The 15,303-nt window shown below is 65.4% G+C and carries 15 protein-coding genes; 7 read left to right on the top strand and 8 right to left on the bottom strand.

Features of this window, described 5'->3' with window-relative positions; translation table 11 throughout:
* Nucleotides 1-48: 48 nt before the first annotated feature.
* Entirely contained in the window at nucleotides 49-1,392 is a 1,344-nt protein-coding gene (locus V8J55_RS16885; protein ID WP_336446746.1) for a PQQ-dependent sugar dehydrogenase, read from the bottom strand.
* Between the two features lie 172 nt (nucleotides 1,393-1,564).
* Here V8J55_RS16885 and V8J55_RS16880 point away from each other — a divergent pair, with 172 nt between their 5' ends.
* Nucleotides 1,565-1,780 carry a hypothetical protein gene (locus V8J55_RS16880; RefSeq protein ID WP_336446745.1) on the top strand — a complete coding sequence of 72 codons (216 nt, stop codon included), beginning with the start codon at nucleotides 1,565-1,567 and terminating at the stop codon, nucleotides 1,778-1,780.
* Between the two features lie 4 nt (nucleotides 1,781-1,784).
* Here the strand turns inward: V8J55_RS16880 and argC are convergent, their stop codons facing one another.
* The 3 genes from argC to V8J55_RS16865 all read right to left on the bottom strand — a co-directional run bounded on the left by argC (nucleotide 1,785) and on the right by V8J55_RS16865 (nucleotide 5,149).
* The gene (gene argC / locus V8J55_RS16875; RefSeq protein WP_336446744.1) at nucleotides 1,785-2,711 is read right to left on the bottom strand and encodes an N-acetyl-gamma-glutamyl-phosphate reductase; all 927 of its coding nucleotides are present in this window, start codon (nucleotides 2,709-2,711) and stop codon (nucleotides 1,785-1,787) included.
* A gap of 4 nt (nucleotides 2,712-2,715) precedes the next feature.
* On the bottom strand, nucleotides 2,716-3,660 hold the full coding sequence (locus tag V8J55_RS16870; RefSeq protein WP_336446743.1) for a C40 family peptidase: 945 nt from the start codon (nucleotides 3,658-3,660) through the stop codon (nucleotides 2,716-2,718).
* Nucleotides 3,661-3,745: 85 nt separating this feature from the next.
* Complete coding sequence (locus tag V8J55_RS16865) at nucleotides 3,746-5,149, bottom strand: leucyl aminopeptidase family protein (RefSeq protein WP_336446742.1); 1,404 nt, start codon at nucleotides 5,147-5,149, stop codon at nucleotides 3,746-3,748.
* Nucleotides 5,150-5,204: 55 nt separating this feature from the next.
* Here V8J55_RS16865 and V8J55_RS16860 point away from each other — a divergent pair, with 55 nt between their 5' ends.
* The 3 genes from V8J55_RS16860 to V8J55_RS16850 are packed head-to-tail and all read left to right on the top strand — an operon-like array spanning nucleotide 5,205 to nucleotide 7,196.
* A complete protein-coding gene (locus V8J55_RS16860; RefSeq protein ID WP_336446741.1) occupies nucleotides 5,205-6,038 on the top strand; it encodes a DUF3298 and DUF4163 domain-containing protein in 834 nt (277 codons plus the stop codon).
* Nucleotides 6,039-6,054: 16 nt separating this feature from the next.
* Nucleotides 6,055-6,990 carry an SDR family oxidoreductase gene (locus tag V8J55_RS16855; protein ID WP_336446740.1) on the top strand — a complete coding sequence of 312 codons (936 nt, stop codon included), beginning with the start codon at nucleotides 6,055-6,057 and terminating at the stop codon, nucleotides 6,988-6,990.
* 23 nt (nucleotides 6,991-7,013) lie between these two features.
* The gene (locus tag V8J55_RS16850; RefSeq protein ID WP_336446739.1) at nucleotides 7,014-7,196 is read left to right on the top strand and encodes a DUF3008 family protein; all 183 of its coding nucleotides are present in this window, start codon (nucleotides 7,014-7,016) and stop codon (nucleotides 7,194-7,196) included.
* Nucleotides 7,197-7,199: 3 nt separating this feature from the next.
* Here V8J55_RS16850 and V8J55_RS16845 read toward each other — a convergent pair whose 3' ends face one another.
* The gene (locus V8J55_RS16845) at nucleotides 7,200-8,738 is read right to left on the bottom strand and encodes a flavin-containing monooxygenase (RefSeq protein WP_336446738.1); all 1,539 of its coding nucleotides are present in this window, start codon (nucleotides 8,736-8,738) and stop codon (nucleotides 7,200-7,202) included.
* Between the two features lie 192 nt (nucleotides 8,739-8,930).
* Here V8J55_RS16845 and V8J55_RS16840 point away from each other — a divergent pair, with 192 nt between their 5' ends.
* The 3 genes from V8J55_RS16840 (at nucleotide 8,931) to V8J55_RS16830 (ending at nucleotide 11,617) form a co-directional block, all read left to right on the top strand.
* Complete coding sequence (locus V8J55_RS16840) at nucleotides 8,931-10,055, top strand: DUF47 family protein (RefSeq protein ID WP_336446737.1); 1,125 nt, start codon at nucleotides 8,931-8,933, stop codon at nucleotides 10,053-10,055.
* Nucleotides 10,056-10,070: 15 nt separating this feature from the next.
* Nucleotides 10,071-11,084, top strand: a complete 1,014-nt coding sequence (locus tag V8J55_RS16835) for an inorganic phosphate transporter (protein WP_336446736.1) — start codon at nucleotides 10,071-10,073, stop codon at nucleotides 11,082-11,084.
* A 71-nt stretch (nucleotides 11,085-11,155) separates the two neighbouring features.
* Nucleotides 11,156-11,617 carry a DUF1579 domain-containing protein gene (locus tag V8J55_RS16830; RefSeq protein ID WP_336446735.1) on the top strand — a complete coding sequence of 154 codons (462 nt, stop codon included), beginning with the start codon at nucleotides 11,156-11,158 and terminating at the stop codon, nucleotides 11,615-11,617.
* A gap of 4 nt (nucleotides 11,618-11,621) precedes the next feature.
* On the opposite strand, the gene V8J55_RS16825 is transcribed toward V8J55_RS16830, so the two are convergent.
* The 3 genes from V8J55_RS16825 to V8J55_RS16815 all read right to left on the bottom strand — a co-directional run bounded on the left by V8J55_RS16825 (nucleotide 11,622) and on the right by V8J55_RS16815 (nucleotide 15,270).
* Complete coding sequence (locus tag V8J55_RS16825) at nucleotides 11,622-13,094, bottom strand: DUF4403 family protein (protein WP_336446734.1); 1,473 nt, start codon at nucleotides 13,092-13,094, stop codon at nucleotides 11,622-11,624.
* 66 nt (nucleotides 13,095-13,160) lie between these two features.
* Nucleotides 13,161-14,531 (bottom strand): 30S ribosomal protein S12 methylthiotransferase RimO, encoded by a 1,371-nt coding sequence (gene rimO / locus V8J55_RS16820; RefSeq protein WP_336446733.1) that lies wholly within the window; start codon nucleotides 14,529-14,531, stop codon nucleotides 13,161-13,163.
* Between the two features lie 19 nt (nucleotides 14,532-14,550).
* Nucleotides 14,551-15,270, bottom strand: a complete 720-nt coding sequence (locus tag V8J55_RS16815) for an esterase/lipase family protein (RefSeq protein WP_336446732.1) — start codon at nucleotides 15,268-15,270, stop codon at nucleotides 14,551-14,553.
* Nucleotides 15,271-15,303 lie beyond the last annotated feature (33 nt).

Raw genomic sequence — 15,303 nt, 5'->3', positions numbered from 1 at the left:
CCCGATAAACCCGAAACGAAAAAGGCCCCGCGCTTGCGGGGCCTTTTCTTATCCGGCCTTCGCGACCCGCCAGATCACCCCGCCGGTGTCGTCGGCGACGAGCGCGCTGCCGTCCTTGGCGACCTTCACGTCGGCCGGCCGGCCGCGGGTGGTCTTGCCGTCCTTGCCGAGGAACTGGTCGAGCAGCGTGACAGGCAGCGCGTCGACCGGCTTGCCATTGGCGCCGAACTTGACGAACACGACGCTGTACCCAGCCACCGGCTCGCGGTTCCAAGACCCGTGCAGCGCGATCAGCGCGCCATTCGCCCAGCGATCGCCAAGGTCGAGGCCCTGGGTGAAGGTGAAGCCAAGCGGTGCGGTATGCGCCCCCAGCCCATATTCGGGTCGCTTGACATATTGCCGGCGATCCTCGGCTTCGGGCTCGACGCGCGGGTCGATGTAGCCGCCCCAATAATACCAGGGCCAGCCATAGAAATCGCCTTCGGTCACGTCGGTCAGATAATCGGGAACCAGATCGCTGCCGAGCATGTCTCGCTCGTTGACCACCGTCCACAGCCGGTCGCTGCCGGGATAGAAATTGAGCCCGACGGGGTTGCGGATGCCCGCGGCGAAGGTGCGCATATATTTGTTCTCGGGCCGCACCTCGAGCACGCTGGCGCGGCGGAACTCGCGGTTCATGCCCGCTTCGCCGATATTGCTGTCGGCGCCGACGCCGATGTAGAGCCAGCCGTTGGGTGCTACGGCGAGGCTCTTGGTCCAGTGGCGGTTGGTGCCCTTTGCAGGCAGGTCGACGAGCTTGGCCGGCTTGCCGCTCATCTTCGTCTCGCCCGCCACATAGGGGAAGGCGAGCAGCGCATCAGTGTTCGCGACGTATAGCGTGCTGCCGACGAGCGCCATGCCATAGGGTGAGTTGAGGCCCGTGATATAGGCCGTCTTGACCTCGGCCTTGCCGTCGCCATCGGCATCACGGAGCAGGGTGATGCGGTTCGCCGACGGCTTGCGGCCGGTGCCGCCCTTGCCCATCAGATTTTTCATCACCGCGCCTTGCACGCCGCCATCCTTGCGCGGCGGGCTCTGCGATTCCGCGACGAGGACGTCGCCGTTGGGTAGCACCAATATGGTGCGCGGATGATCGAGCCCTTCGGCGAAGCGTGCGACGCTAAGCCCCTGCGCGGCGCGCGGCGCCTGACCTGCGGGCCAGCTCGTCGCCTCGGGCACATTCACCGTCGGGAATGTCTCGGTTTTTTGCGACGCCATCACCGGCACCCGCCCGCTCAGCTCGGCGGTCGAGAAGCGCGCGACATCGGGGCGCGACATGACGTATAATGTGATGCCGCCGACGATCAACAGCAGCAACAGGGCGAGGGCGGCATATTTCAGGGTCTTGCGCATGGCGCCTGTCTACACGGGCAAAGCGCGGCGTCAAAGGGGTTGCATCGGCATGCGAAGGGTTAACCGGTGAGGGCCGGCGATTAACCTTACCCAATCGTTCATCACGGTTAGGAACGCCGCGGTGAGGGGCGGGGCGTAGGACGGCGCTCACCCTAAACGGACCAGGAATTCGATGCACCTGCCAGCACCCTTTCTCACCGACCACGATGCGGTCGAGGATGCCCATGCGCTGATCAGCATGCATGGCGAAGAAGCAGGCTTCGCCGCGGCGGCGCGAGCCGAACAGTATCGCGTGCTAGGCAACCACGTCCATTTCGCGCGCTGGCGCCAGATCGAGCGGCTCATCACCTATTTGTCGATCGAGGACATCCTCGACACGGTGCATTGAGCGGCTAGATTCGAAGGCCCGCGGTTTCGGGCAATCCAGCCATGATGTTGAGATTCTGGACGCACGCGCCGCTCGCGCCCTTGCCCAGATTGTCGAGCCGCGCGACGAGGCGCGCCTGGCTGGCATCGGCATTGGCGAAGACGGACAATTCGATCCGGTCATCGCCCGCATCCGACGCGCGAAGGAGCATTTCGCCGTCCGCCGGCGCCTCGCCCATGACGACGATCGGGCTCGCGCCATAGAAATCGGCGAGCGCCGCGCGCAGCGCGTCGGGCGACGCGGCGGCCGGCATGGCAATCAGCGGCAACGGGACCTCGACCACCATCCCGCGATGCGCGGCGATCACGGCGGGCGAAAAGAGTGGACCGATTGCAAGCCCGCACCGTGCCTGCATTTCAGGCACATGCTTATGACCGAGCGCCAGCGCATAGCCGCGCCAGGCGATGTCGGAATCTTCCTCGAAGCGTTCGATCAGCGCCTTGCCGCCGCCCGAATAGCCGCTGACCGCATGACAGACATAGGGCCAGTCGGCGGGAAGCAGGCCCGCCTGCACGAGCGGTGCGACCAGCGCGATAAAGCCCGTCGAATAGCAGCCCGGGTTCGACACGCGCGCGGCTTCGGCCACGGCGTCGTGTCCGCTGACTTCGGGGAAGCCATAGACCCAGCCCGGCGCGACACGATGCGCGGTCGATGCGTCGATGACGCGGGTGCGATCATTGCCGATCATCGCGACCGCCTCGCGCGCCGCATCGTCGGGAAGGCAGAGGATCACGAAATCCGCATCATTCAGCGCCTCGCGCCGCGCCGCGGCATCCTTGCGGCGCGCATCGTCGAGCGCGATCATCGTGAACTCGTTCCGCCCCGCAAGGCGTTCGGCGATTTCGAGGCCCGTCGTACCCGCCGCGCCGTCGATGAAAACCGTTTTCGTCATAATGTTATCGCAGTCTTTTATATCCGCTCACCGGCGGATCATGATCCTTTGCGGCCGATCGCGCGATGACGTCGGCCAGCGGTTCGCTGTTCACCGCCATCCATCGTCGGCTAGCGTGAATGATCGTCTGGCTGTCCGCCATGATGCCGACGTGGCCGGGGAAGAAGACGAGGTCGCCGCGCGCGAGCGCCGCCGGATCGACATCCTTGTCGGCGCCGAGCGCAGCGAGCTGCAGGTCACTGTCGCGCGGCAGCTGGATCCCGGCGGCAGTCCATACGATCTGGACGAGGCCTGAACAGTCGATGCCCTTCGCGGTGCGGCCGCCCCACACATAAGGTGTGCCGATCATCTGTTCGGCGAGTTCGGCAGGGTCGTTGTCTTCCGTGCCGACTTCGACAAGCGAAGCGAGCGGCAGATAGCCGTGCGAGGTTGCGAGCCATTCACCCTCGGGCTCGCCCATCACAAGCGCGCCGCGCGGCAGGACGGCGGGGCCGCCGCTCGCGGCATCGGGCGCGCTGTGTAGCATCGCCTCGATCATCGCGACGCGGTGCGTCGGCGCGATCGGCGCGGCGAGCGCCTCGGCGGCGAGATAGCCGACATAATGGTCGGCAAGGCAATAACCCCACGCCCAGCCGCCGGTAAGGTCGAGCAGGGCAAAGCCTTCGCCGAACAGCAGCTCGCTCGTCTGGTCGGCGTCGACCGACGGCGATGCGCGCAGCGATGCGGCGGGCAGCACGCCGCTGCGCATCATCGGCGCGGCGTAATGCGGCGCGAAATGCGTTCCCGCGACCGCGATATCGGCCAGGTCGGGACGGATCGCGACGACGCGCGGGTCGAAGCCCTGCGACGTGCCGGTCAGGCCAAAGCGATCGCGGCCCGCGCCCGCGGCGCCGGGACGCCCCATGCGCACGCGGTTTGCCGCTGAATTATCGCCACTTTCTGATGTCACTTGCCGTCCTGTAAAAAGCTGGGTTCCGCGCGCCGCGGACAATCGCGCGCCATTAGACCAGCAGGACCCTCTTGATCAAGAATGTTCAGGCTTTCCCGCGCCGGTCGTAACGCGCCTGCAGCATCGCCCACGCCGCGCGGAGGCCCAGCGCGGCGCCGCCTTTCGGACGCCCTGGCTTCGCCGAAGGGCGCCAGGCGAAGGTGTCGAGATGCGCCCATAGGACGCCCTCGGGGATGAAGCGCTTCAGGAACAGCGCCGCGGTGATCGTCCCGGCAAAGGCCGAACTGCCCGCATTGCCAAGGTCGGCGATGTCGGTTTCGAGCAGGTCGGCGTAGCCATCCCACAGCGGCATCCGCCACAGGGGATCGTCGCGGTCGATCCCACCCGCCAGCATCGCTTCGGCAAGCGCGTCGTCATTGGCAAAGAGCGGCGGCAGGTCGGGACCGAGCGCAACGCGCGCGGCGCCGGTCAGCGTCGCGAAATCGACGATCAGCTCGGGCTTGCCTTCGCCCGCCTTCGCAAGCGCATCGCCGAGCACCAACCGTCCTTCGGCGTCGGTGTTGCCGATCTCGACCGTCAGGCCGAGGCGGCTCTTCAACACATCGCCCGGGCGGAAGGCATCGGCCGAAATCGCGTTTTCGGCTGCGGCGACAAGGCAGTGGAGCCGCACCGGCAGCCCGCTCGCCATCACCAGCTCGGCGAGCGCGAGAACGTGCGCGGCGCCGCCCATATCCTTCTTCATCAACCGCATGCCCGCCGCGGGCTTGATGTCGAGCCCGCCGCTGTCGAAGCTGATTCCCTTGCCGACGAGCGCGACGCGCGGATGATCGTCCTTGCCCCATTCGATCTCGATCAGGCGCGGTGCGTGATGCTTCGCCGCAGCACGCCCGACCGCATGGATCATCGGATAGCCCTGTTCGAGCGCCTCGCCCTTGGTGACGGTCAGCTTGCCGCCGTGCGCCTTGGCGATGCGTTCGGCCGCCTTTTCGATCGCCGCGGGCCCCATATCGGCAGCGGGCGTGTTGACGAGGTCGCGGACGAGCGCGGTCGCGCGCATTTCCGCAACCATCGGCGCGATCGCACCGACATCGGTCGTCAGTAGCACGCGCGGGCCTTTAGTCGACGGGTTCGATTTATAGGTGTCGAAGCGATATTGCGCGCTCATCCATCCGAACAGGGCCTTGCCCGGCTGCTGGCCTTCAACGCGGTAGCGGCCCTCGGGCAGGATTTGCCCGAGTTTGGCGAGGCACCAGGCGGACAGGCTGTCGACCTTCGCGACCGTGGTGACGACCGCCCATTTTTCGGGATCGTCCCCCGGCAGGATCGCGTGGACGAAGGCGTCGGGCTTGAAGCCGACTGCGGCAAGATGCGCGCGTTCGCGGGCGCTGCGGCCCTTCAGCCATTCATCATAGCCCTTCTTGTCGACGAGATGGATCGGGCGCGCGTCCTGCCCCTTGTCGGGCTGGACCAGGTCGGAATAGTCGGTCATGCAAGCGGTGCTAGGCCGCTCGGGATATTTTGTCGATTCCCGGCGTTATGTCGGCATGACGACTGAAACACTCTGGCGAAATGCCACTCCCGTTCTTGCCGGCGCGCTGCTGCTGGCGGGCTGTTCCGACGACAAGCCGACGAAGGCGGAAAAAGTGGCCGCCGCGTCGGTGCCCGGCGCGCCGTCAGGCGGCGCCGCCGACGAAGCGGCGAAGGATGCGCCAGCGTCGAACGTCGCCGAAAGCAACGATCTGATCGAATTCGTCTACGCTTATCCCAAGGAAGCCGCCCAAATCCCCGAACTCGCCGAGGCGCTCGACAGCGACCGGGCGACGAAGCGCGAGGCGTTGGTCGCCGCCGCGCGGCGCGACAAGGCGGCGGCCGAAAAGGGCGAATTTCCCTATCGTGCGCATAGCTATCGACAGACCTGGCAACGTGTGACGAGCACGCCGCGCTTCCTCAGCCTGTCGGCCGAGATCGAGACCTATACCGGCGGCGCGCACGGGATGCAGACCTTCGACACGCTGATCTGGGACCGCAACCGGCGCACGCAGCTGAAGCCGCTCGACCTGTTCCAGAGCGGCGAGGCGTTCGACGCCGCGATCCGCGATTCCTTCTGCGCCGGGATCAAGCGCGCGAAGGTCGCGAAGGGGATCACGGCCGACGAGGCGCCCGACAGCCCGTTCGCCAAATGCCCGCCCGCATCGGCGCAGACGGTGTGGCTCGGCTCTTCGGACGGCCGCTACCTCGACCGCATGACGATCGCGATCGCGCCCTATGAAGTCGGCCCCTATGCCGAGGGGAGCTACAAGATCAACGTGCCGGTGACGGGGGTGCTCGTCAAAGCCGTGAAGGCCGAATATGCGCGCGACTTCCTCCCCATCAACTGAACCGAAGGACAAGGCCATGGCGAAGCGGCCCAAACCCGGCAAGGTTGGCGAAAGCGCGAGGGAAAAGAAGGGCAAGCGCAGCGCCGCGGCCAAGCTGCGCCGCGCGGTCGGGTCGGGCAAGACGATCGCCAGGCCGCCGTCGGATCGCGAAACCGATCTCGACCGCGCTCCCCAATGGGAGCCGCGCTATCCGGGCTCGGGCCGCCTCGACGGCAAGGTCGCGATCGTCACCGGCGGCGACAGCGGCATCGGCCGGGCGGTCTGCGCGCTGTTCGCGCGCGAGGGCGCCGATATCGCGATCGTCTATCTCGAGAACAGGGCCGACGCGGTCGAGACCGCGGCGATCGTCGAGGCCGAAGGAGGCCGCGCGATTGCTATCAAGGCCGATGTCGGAAAACCCAAGGCGGGTGAAAAGATCGTCGCGCAGACGGTCGAGAAACTCGGCCGCCTTGACATCCTCGTCAACAATGCCGGCGAGCAGCATCCCGCCGAGGATATCCGCGATATCAGCGCCGAGCAGATCGAACGCACCTTCGCCACCAATATCTTCGGCATGTTCTATCTGGTGCAGGCGGCGTTGCCGCACCTCAAAAAAGGCGCGGCGGTCATCAATTGCACCAGCGTCACCATGTATCAGGGCTCAAAGGGCCTGCTCGACTACAGCGCTACCAAGGGCGCGATCACCGCCTTCACCCGCTCGCTCAGCGAAAATCTGGTGGAGAAGGGCATTCGTGTAAACGGCGTCGCGCCGGGGCCGATCTGGACCCCGCTGAACCCGCGCGGCGGCGCGCCCGCTGAGAAAGTCGCGACCTTCGGCGAGAGCACACCGATGAAACGCCCGGGCGAGCCCAATGAGGTTGCGCCCTGCTTCCTGTTCCTCGCGTGCGACGACAGCAGCTATATGTCGGGCCAAGTGCTGCATCCCAACGGCGGTACGATCGTTAATGGCTAGCGGGGCGGGCAAGGAGAATTACCATGCCAGCCAAATCGAAAGCCCAGCAGAAAGCCGCCGGAGCCGCGCTCAGCGCCAAGCGCGGCGATACGCCGAAGTCGAAGCTCAAAGGCGCATCGAAAGAGATGGCCGAGAGCATGACTGAAAAGCAGCTCGAGGATTTCGCCAAGGGCTCGGCCAAGGGCAAGCCTGAACACGTCGACTAGAGGTTACTCCGCGGCTTCGAGTTCCGCCGGAGCCGCCGCCGCCTTCGCTTGCGCTTTGGAGAAGGTCAGGACCCCGTCGGCGATCGCGCCGGTGCGCATGTCGATCCGGTCCTGCACATAATTCTGGCTGAGCCGCCAGGGCAGCGCGACCGTGCTCTTCGGCATGATGTGCAGCGAGCGCTGGATATAGCCCGACGAGAAGTCGAAGACATTTTCCTCTTCGAGGCTCGACGGGTCGGCGAGCGCGGGGGTCGCGACCGTGGTCCCGGTGTCGCGCATATGGTTGAGCACGCGGCAGACATATTCGGACACGATGTCGGCGCGCAGCGTCCAGCTTGCGTTGAGATAACCGAACACGGCCGAGAAGTTCGGCACGTTCGAGAACATGCACGCCTTGTAATAGAAATGGTCATGCCAATCGACGGGCGCGCCGTCGACACGCACCGGGATCTTGCCGGCGACCGCGAGCTTCAGACCCGTCGCGGTGACGATGATGTCGGCGTCGAGGTGCTTGCCCGATTTCAGCTGGATGCCGGTCGCGTCGAATTTCTCGATATGATCGGTCACGACCGACGCCTTGTCGGCCTTCATCGCCTCGAAGAAGTCGGCATCGGGGACGAGGCAGAGACGCTGGTCCCATGGGTTATAGGGCGGCGTGAAAGCTTCGGCGTCGTAGCGGTCGCCAAGGCTTTCCTGCAGCTTCTTGGTCAGGAACTCCTTGACCTTCTCGGGCTTCTCGCGCGCGCGGCGGAAGGCAATGTCCTGCAATCGCACATTCTTGAAGCGCGTGATCTTGTACGCGAGCGTTTCGGGCAGGAATTTGCGGAGGAAGTTGGCGAACGCGTCCTTGGCAGGCCGGATAAAATACCAGGTCGGCGTGCGCTGGAGCATCGTGACGTGCGCGGCTTCTTTCAGCGACGGGACGATGGTGACTGCGGTCGCACCCGATCCGATCACGACGACTTTCTTGCCCTTGTAATCGAGGTCCTTCGGCCAGAATTGCGGGTGGATGATCTGCCCCTGGAAATCCTCGCGGCCCGTAAACTGCGCGTCGAAGGGCTCGTCATAGTCGTAATAGCCCGAGCCGAGATAGAGCCAGCGCGCGGTCGTGGTCGACCTTGCGCCCTTGCTGTCCTCCATCGTTACCGTCCAGCGCGCGGCATTGCTGTCCCAGTCTGCGCCGACGACCTTGCTGTCGAAGCGGATGCGCTCGCGAATATGGCGTTCATCGACGATGCGATTGAGATAGTCGAGGATCGAGGGGCCGTCGGCGATCGATTTTTCATGCTTCCACGGTTCGAAGACGAAACCCAGCGTGTGCATGTCGCTGTCCGAACGGATGCCGGGGTAACGGAACAGATCCCAGGTTCCGCCAAGCTGTTCGCGGCGCTCGACGAGGGCGAAGCTGCGGTCGGGAGAATTCATCTGCAAATGCACGGCCATGCCGATGCCCGAAATCCCCGCGCCGACGATCAGCACATCCTGATCGACCGGTGCAGCTTTCGCGTCCGCGGGGCGTTCCGTCGTCGCCGTGCCTGCCATCATCCTGTCTCCCGACTATGTTTGATGGGTAGATTACGCACCGCGTTTCATTTTGCAATCGAATTGACGTTTACGGAAAGTACCGCGGCGATGAAGCGTCCTTGTCGCTGTCACATTATTGTCATAGGGGCGTAACCTGTTTGTCACCCATGGCCTCGCGCGCCCGAAACCGCCGGAAAGGATGAAAGCCTCATGCGTCAGATCGCCGTCCTTCCCTATCGATTCGGCGGACCCGCGCAGGACGGGCCGACCGAAATCCTGCTGATCACGTCGCGCGAGACGAAGCGCTGGGTGGTGCCGAAGGGCAATCCGCTGACCGGCATCACGCGTCACGCCGCCGCCGCGATCGAGGCGGAAGAAGAGGCGGGGGTGATCGGCGCGGTGTGTCCGACGCCGATCGGCAGCTATGAATATCGGAAGCGCCGCGCTAACGGCGCGTCGATCAAATATGATGTCGAAGTCTTCCCGCTCGCCGTGACGAACGAGCTCGACGACTGGAAGGAAATGGACGAACGCGACCGCAAATGGTTTTCGTTCCGCGACGCCGCCTCGGCGGTCGAGGAACCCGATTTGCAGGCGCTCATCCGCTCGTTCGGTGATGGCGGTTTCCGCGCCGTCGCCCAGCCGCGCGGGGTCGTCGAAAATGTAGCAGACAAGACAGGGGTTAGCTGGATGTTCGCATGGTTTCAGCGTTTGCTGCCGCGACAGGGAAATTTCTTTGAATTGTTCGAAAGCCACGCCGCGACGCTCGTCGCCGGGGCGAACGCGCTGTCGCGCATGTTGCAGGGCGGCGAGGGCATGGCCGACCATGTCCAGGAAATCATCGAGCGCGAGCATGACGCCGACGCGATCACCCGCGAAGTGCTCCAGACCGTCCGCCGCACTTTCCTGACCCCGTTCGACCGCAGCGCGATCACCGACCTGATCGCCTCGATGGACGATGCGATCGACGAGATGCAGAAGACCGCGGGTGCGGTCGACCTGTATGACGTCACCGAGTTCGAGCCCGAGATGCGCGACATCGCCGGGATCATCGTCGACGCCGCTCGGCTGACGGCGGAAGCGCTGCCGCTGCTTCGCAACATCGGCGCCAACGGTCCGCGGCTCCACGAGCTCACCGAGCGGCTGGTGCGGATGGAAGGTCATGCCGACGAAATCCATGCTGCCGGGCTCAAGCGCCTGTTCCGCGAGCATGGCGAATCGAACCCGACCCGCTTCCTGATCACGCGCGAACTCTTCCGCCATCTCGAGCGCGTCACCGACAGCTTCGAGGATGTCGCGAACGAAATCGACGGCCTGGTCATCGACCACGCATAAGCGGGGACGTCCACCATGCACGAACTCGCTTTCCCGCTCCTCGTCGGCCTCGTCATCCTCGCGCTGGCGTTCGACTTTCTCAACGGCCTGCACGACGCCGCGAACAGCATCGCGACCGTCGTCGCGACGAGGTTGCTGCGGCCGGTGCAGGCGGTGCTGTTCGCTGCCTTCTTCAACTTTGCCGCTTATTTTCTGTCGGTCATCTTTCCCGAGCTGCACAAGGTCGCCGAAACGATCGGCAAGGGGATTATCGACAAGGATCTGGTGACCCCCGCGGTCGTGTTCGGCGCGCTCGTCGGCGCGATGTTCTGGAACGTCGTCACCTGGCTGAAGGGCATTCCCTCCTCGTCGAGCCACGCGCTTGTCGGCGGCATCGTCGGCGCGGGCGTCGCGCATGCCGGGTTCGAGGGGATCGAGTGGACCGGTCTCAACAAGACGGTGATCGCGATCTTCCTGTCGCCTTTGCTCGGCATGATGCTCGCGATGCTGGTGATGCTGGTCAGCAGCTGGGCGCTCCGCCGCGCGACCGCCGGTTTCGCCGAAAAGACCTTCCGGCACCTCCACCTCTTTTCGTCCGCCGCCTATTCGATCAGCCACGGGCTGAACGACGCGCAAAAGACAATGGGGATCATCACCGTCCTCCTCTATTCGACCGGCTATCTCGGCGGCGAATTCCATGTGCCGCACTGGGTCGCGTTCAGCTGCTACATCGCGATCGCGCTCGGCACGCTGTCGGGCGGGTGGAAGATCATCGAGACGATGGGCGGCCGCATCACCAAGCTGTCGCATCATCAGGGCTTTGCCGCGTCGACCGGCGGGTCGATCATGGTGTTCACCGCCAGCCTGCTCGGCATCCCGGTGTCGACGACGCACACGATCACCGGCAGCATCATCGGCGCAGGCGTGGCGCGCCGGACGAGCGCGGTGCGATGGGGCGTCGCGGGCAATGTCGTCGCGGCGTGGTTCATCACCATCCCGGCAAGCGCGGCGGTGGCGGCGGTCTTCTATGCGATCACCCGCCTGTTCTGAATTGGGCGGGGTTGCGTTCGGATGAGAACGTAATAAGAACACTCTCTCGGTGACAATGGGGAGCGCGCACGATGGCCGCTGATTTCGATTTCCAGATTGGCAGCTGGCAGGTGAAGCACCGCCGGCTGAAAGAGCGGCTTGCCGGTTGCGACGATTGGGAAGAGTTCGACGGAACTTCGGACATGCGGCCGATTCTGGGCGGCGACGGCAATGTCGAGGACAATGTCCTCCATATCCCCGGCGGAACCTACCGCGCGATCGCGCTGCGATCCTATGACCCGGCGCAAGGCAGATGGGCGATCTGGTGGCTCGATGCGCGCAGCCCGCATGCCCTCGACGTTCCGGTGATCGGCCGGTTCGAGGACGGCGTCGGCCACTTCTATGCCGACGACATGCTCGGCGAACGGCCGATCCGGTTGCGCTTCATCTGGAGCCGCACCGACACCGCGACCCCGCGCTGGGAGCAGGCGATGTCGGCCGACGGCGGTGAAAGCTGGGAAGTGAACTGGACGATGGATTTTACCCGCCGCTGACCGCTCACCGCACCGGACGGTAATCGACGCTGGCCCCGCCGACCATCCGCACCGGCAGGTAGAGGCCGTTGCCATAGGCTTTGATCTCGCCGGTTTCGAAGCGGTCGACGCGGGTGCGGATAACGAAAGCGCCTTCGCGCCGCTGGTCGACCGCGCGCTTGATCTTGCCTTGCAGCTTGCCGAGGTCGTTCGTGAAATTCTGCGTCAACGCGTCGGCGATCAATGGCGCGAAACCCTCGCTGCGGCCGAGAAGGATGAGCAGGTCGCCGCCGACCCCGTCGGTGTCGCCGTTGATGACGAGGTCGGTGAAATGAACCTCGGCCGAGCCCGGCTTGTTGGCCGAGATGGCGGTCATCCAGATGCGCCCGCGCGTCGGCGCGCCCGATCGCATCTCCAGCTTCGCCTCCACGTCGACGCCCACCGCGATCCGGCCACCCTCCGCGCCGTAGATCGTCGACTTGCCGAATTTGACCATCATCGAGCCGAGTTTCGGCAGCACGAACGGCCGCTTCGACCGCTTGGCGAGCGCGCGGTCGACGACGGGCTGGAGCTGCGCATAGTCGGCGATCACCGGCACGCGCACGTCGAGATGCGGTTTGGGGATTTCGCGGACCAACCGCGGCAGCAGGGTAGGTGCGGAGTCGGCGGGCCGCCCCGAGACAAATGTCTCGGTGATCGCCTCGAGTCCTAGATTGAGGTTCATCCGCTGCCCCTCGACCTGGTAGCCGCCATAGAGAATGCGCTGCGGCGTCACGCGCATCCACACCGGCGGATTCTCGCGGTTGAGTTCGAGCGATGTGAAACTCTGCCGCCACACGTCGGCCGCCTGTTTGCGGATGTCGATCTTCGCGATCTCGCGGGTCACCTCGCGCTCGACGCTCGCCACGACGGGCTTCAGCTTCGCATCGGCCTCGTCGGTGAAGGTGATCCGGCGCCCGAGGAAATCGATGCCCGGCGCCTGCGTCCAGCCATAGGTGATGCGCGCCTTGCCCTGCGTGCGCCAGTCGGGGGTGAGTTCGATGCGGATGCGCGCGTGTGCCATCGCCGCGCCCGTCGCGGTCTCGCCCTTCAGCACCCCGCCGACGTCGCGTGCGGCGATCTTTGCATGGAGCGGTACGTCGACGACGATCTCGGCGCCTTCCCCGCGCAGCCGCAGCGGCCCGCGTGTCACCTGTCCGACGATCGTGCAGGCGATGGGCGGGGTGACCTTGACCTTCTTGCCAAAGACCTTGACGCGCTGCGGCTGGACGCAGGCGCGCCCACGCTGGTTGATCGTCCACAATGTCCGTGGAACCGCGCGTTCGAGCGCTTGCTTCAGCGAGGCGGTATTGGCGTTGATCGGAACGGCGATCAGCGATTTTTGTGTCGGCGAGGGGGCCTTGTCCGAGGCGCGAGGGGGCGGCGCGACCTCGGTCTGGCGATCGCAAGCGGTGAGCGATCCGATCAACAGCAGTGCGGCGAATGCCTTGGCGTGCATGGTACGGCCCCTGTTCGATGCCCTTTAGGTAACATCGAACGGTAAATACCGTTCCAATATTATGCTTTAGCCCGCGACCGCCCCGAACAGGTCATGCTCGTCGGCGTCCTCGATCTCGACGTCGACGATGTCGCCGGCCTTCAATGTGGCCGCGACGTCACGCAGATACACATGACCGTCGATCTCGGGCGCGTCGGCCTGTGAGCGGCCGGTCGCGCCGATGCTGCCGTCTTCGTCTGCCTCACCGACTTCGTCGATGATCACGGGGAGGGTGCGGCCGATCTTGGCTTCGAGCTTGGCGGCGCTGATCGCGGCGGTTTTCGCCATGATGCGCTGGTAGCGCTCTTCCTTGACTTCTTCGGGCACCTGATCGTCGAGCGCATTCGCCTGCGCCCCCGCGACGGGTTCGAAGCGGAAGGCGCCGACGCGGTCGAGCTGGGCTTCGTCGAGCCAGTCGAGGAGATATTGGAAGTCGGCCTCGGTCTCGCCGGGGAAGCCGACGACGAAGCTCGAGCGGATCGAAATGTCGGGAGCGATGGCGCGCCAGCTCTTCAGCCGTTCGAGCACTTTCGCTTCGTTCGCGGGGCGCTTCATGCGCTTGAGAACGCTCGGCGCCGCGTGCTGGAAGGGGATGTCGAGATAAGGCGTGAGCAGCCCGTCGGCCATCAGCGGGATCACCGCATCGACGTGCGGATAGGGGTAGACATAGTGGAGGCGCACCCACGGGGCGCGGCCTTCGCTTGTCTTGAGCTGCCCGAGTTCGCGCGCGAGGTCGGTCATGTGCGCGCGGACTTCGCGACCATGCCACTGGCGCGGATCGTGGCGGATGTCGACGCCGTACGCCGAGGTGTCCTGGCTGATCACCAGCAGTTCCTTCGTCCCCGCGGCGACGAGCTTTTCGGCTTCGCGCAGCACCGCGTCGATGCGGCGGCTGACGAGTTTGCCGCGCAGATCGGGGATGATGCAGAAGGAGCAGCTGTGGTTGCAGCCTTCGCTGATCTTCAGATAGCTGTAATGCCGCGGCGTGAGCTTCAGCCCGCCTTCGGGGACGAGGTCGACGAACGGGCCCTGCGTCGGCGGCGCGGCGTCGTGGACGGCGTCGACGACCTGCTCATACTGATGCGCGCCGGTGACTGCGAGCACGTTCGGGAAGCGCGCGCGGATGACCTCGGCCTCATTGCCCATGCAGCCGGTGACGATGACGCGGCCATTCTCGGCCATCGCTTCGCCGATCGCCTCGAGGCTTTCTTCCTTCGCCGAGTCGAGGAAACCGCAGGTGTTGACGAGCACGACGTCGGCGCCCGCATAATCGGGCGACAGGCCGTAGCCATCGGCGCGGAGCTTGGTCAGAATCCGTTCGCTGTCGACGAGTGCCTTGGGGCAGCCGAGCGAAACCATGCCGACCTTCGGCTGGGTGGGGAGGGTTTTGACTGTCATGATTGGCGGCGCCCCTAGTCTATTTTTCGGGGTTTGTCACGCCTGCCAATGTGTCCGCCACGATTCGCCACACCCGCGGGTTGATTCCGAGCCCCAGATGCGTGCTGTCGACTTTGATGTTCCGCGCCTGCGGATTGTAGATGTCGACCGCGATGTCGGGGCCGACGATGCCGTCGCGGTCGGAGTAGATGACGGTGAGCGGCTGGGTCAGCCCCTTGAGGTTGCGGGCGTGGATTTCGCGTTCGATCGCGTCGAAGTCGCGGCCCGCGAAGCGCTGCGCGAGCGCGGTATATTTGGGGCCGCCGATGATCGGCGTGCCCATGGTGATGATTTCGCCAATGAGCTCCGGATAGGCGCGCGCGGTTTCGCGGGCGATGACGCCGCCGAGGCTCCAGCCGATGAGGGTGAGCGGGGGGCCGTCGGCCTTGACCCACTCGGCGGCTTGGGCGGCGAAGCGTTCGACGTCGGCGGCGACGCGGCCCTGGTTGCGGCCCATGCCCCAGTCGCGGACATGATAGCCGAGGTGGCGGAGATACGCCTCCAGGGGCCGCATCGAGAGTTCGCTCGCGCCATAGCCGGGGAGGAGGGCGACCGGCCGGCCGTCGCCGCGCGGTGCGCCGATCAGGTGATAGCCCGACAGGCCGTAGCGCAGCATGTCGAGCGGCAGCGCGAGCTCGCCGAGCGTCGCAAGCCGGCTCGGCGGCTTTAGTCCCTCGGGAAGCGGGGTGTCGCGGGGCATCGCCTTCTCCCTCCTGCCGCCCTATAGCTCGCC

Source organism: Sphingopyxis sp. CCNWLW2 (assembly GCF_037095755.1).
Taxonomy (GTDB): domain Bacteria; phylum Pseudomonadota; class Alphaproteobacteria; order Sphingomonadales; family Sphingomonadaceae; genus Sphingopyxis.
This window is presented reverse-complemented; position numbering and strand designations above follow the sequence as displayed.

Excerpts from the sequence above, each read along its gene's own strand:
- V8J55_RS16865 (WP_336446742.1), bottom strand. The coding sequence starts at position 5,149 with ATGACCGACTATTCCGACCTGGTCCAGCCCGACAAGGGGCAGGACGCG.
- V8J55_RS16880 (WP_336446745.1), top strand. The coding sequence starts at position 1,565 with ATGCACCTGCCAGCACCCTTTCTCACCGACCACGATGCGGTCGAGGAT.
- rimO (WP_336446733.1), bottom strand. The coding sequence starts at position 14,531 with ATGACAGTCAAAACCCTCCCCACCCAGCCGAAGGTCGGCATGGTTTCG.
- V8J55_RS16830 (WP_336446735.1), top strand. The coding sequence starts at position 11,156 with ATGGCCGCTGATTTCGATTTCCAGATTGGCAGCTGGCAGGTGAAGCAC.
- V8J55_RS16835 (WP_336446736.1), top strand. The coding sequence starts at position 10,071 with ATGCACGAACTCGCTTTCCCGCTCCTCGTCGGCCTCGTCATCCTCGCG.
- V8J55_RS16815 (WP_336446732.1), bottom strand. The coding sequence starts at position 15,270 with ATGCCCCGCGACACCCCGCTTCCCGAGGGACTAAAGCCGCCGAGCCGG.
- V8J55_RS16860 (WP_336446741.1), top strand. The coding sequence starts at position 5,205 with ATGACGACTGAAACACTCTGGCGAAATGCCACTCCCGTTCTTGCCGGC.
- V8J55_RS16850 (WP_336446739.1), top strand. The coding sequence starts at position 7,014 with ATGCCAGCCAAATCGAAAGCCCAGCAGAAAGCCGCCGGAGCCGCGCTC.
- V8J55_RS16845 (WP_336446738.1), bottom strand. The coding sequence starts at position 8,738 with ATGGCAGGCACGGCGACGACGGAACGCCCCGCGGACGCGAAAGCTGCA.
- V8J55_RS16825 (WP_336446734.1), bottom strand. The coding sequence starts at position 13,094 with ATGCACGCCAAGGCATTCGCCGCACTGCTGTTGATCGGATCGCTCACC.
- V8J55_RS16840 (WP_336446737.1), top strand. The coding sequence starts at position 8,931 with ATGCGTCAGATCGCCGTCCTTCCCTATCGATTCGGCGGACCCGCGCAG.
- V8J55_RS16885 (WP_336446746.1), bottom strand. The coding sequence starts at position 1,392 with ATGCGCAAGACCCTGAAATATGCCGCCCTCGCCCTGTTGCTGCTGTTG.
- V8J55_RS16855 (WP_336446740.1), top strand. The coding sequence starts at position 6,055 with ATGGCGAAGCGGCCCAAACCCGGCAAGGTTGGCGAAAGCGCGAGGGAA.
- argC (WP_336446744.1), bottom strand. The coding sequence starts at position 2,711 with ATGACGAAAACGGTTTTCATCGACGGCGCGGCGGGTACGACGGGCCTC.